General features: G+C 73.9%; 1 pseudogene. It reads right to left on the bottom strand.

From position 1 onward, the window contains the following. Positions 1-54: 54 nt before the first annotated feature. A pseudogene (locus G3I40_RS12090) lies at positions 55-995 on the bottom strand (hypothetical protein); the annotation flags it as partial.

Here is a 995-nt window from a genome sequence, read left to right as displayed (position 1 = left end):
GTCGCTGGTGCGCTACGGCCCCGCCTGACCGGCGCCGGGCCGCGGCGGGCGGGGTCAGGGATCGAGGTCCGGCACGGCGGCCAGCATCTCCAGGAGCGCGTCCCGTTCGGCGTCGATCCGCGGGTCCGCGCGATGGTTGACGTGCCCCTCCAACTGGCGGAAGACCGGCTGGTGGGGGCCGCGGTCCGTCTGCTGGGCGAGGACGTCCGCCGGGGTCGAGGGCGGCGGTCCATAGGGGTCGGTGGCGTCGCTCCACACCACGTCGCGCACGCCCGCCACCGCGATGTCCGCCGCCATGGGGTCGGTGTCCCGCCGGATGTTGGTCCAGCCTGCGATCGAGGCGGCGAGCGGTGCGATCCGGTCGTGGACCGCGTACGCCGGATAGTGTCGGGTGAAGAACAGGGTGAGGGGACACCCCGTGCTCAACAGGGCGATGCGGCGCCGGTGTTCGGGGCGGGTCTGCCACAGCGCGAGGACCGCGATCACCGAGCCGAGCGAGTTCGTGTGCAGCAGCAGCCGGGCGCGTGGATCGCGGGAGAGCAGGTGATCGATCCTGTGAACGAGCTCCGGCACCGCGCGGACCGTCCACGCGGTGGGTGCGAAGGGGTGGGCCGCGCGCGGCCAGAACGCCCCGAACGCCCAGGCGAGCCCGGCGTTCTCCCGCGCGTCGCGGCGGATCGCGATGGACCGTGCGGTGAAGAGCGCCACGGCGATCAGCGCGACGAGGATCACCCCGGCCAGCGAGACGAGGAACTGCACGATCGAGGTCACCCGCGCCCGGAACTCCACGGCGAGGGCGACCTCCAGTTCCTGTACGAGGTAGAGGCCGGCCAGCACCAGGACGATCAGGACGGCGCCGACGCCGAACAGCAGGTCGGCGCGCTCAGCCCCCTTGTCGGTGAGGCGGCGCGCGAAGGCGATGCCGCGCGTGCGGTCCTGCTGCTCGCGCAGTGTCGCCCTGCGCTGCGCCGAGGCCGGGTCGGGCGCGCGTCCCC

The organism is Streptomyces sp. SID14478 (genome assembly GCF_010548525.1).
Lineage (GTDB): Bacteria > Actinomycetota > Actinomycetes > Streptomycetales > Streptomycetaceae > Streptomyces.
The sequence above is the reverse complement of the archived record's forward strand: the minus strand, read 5'-3'. Positions and strand labels throughout refer to the sequence as shown.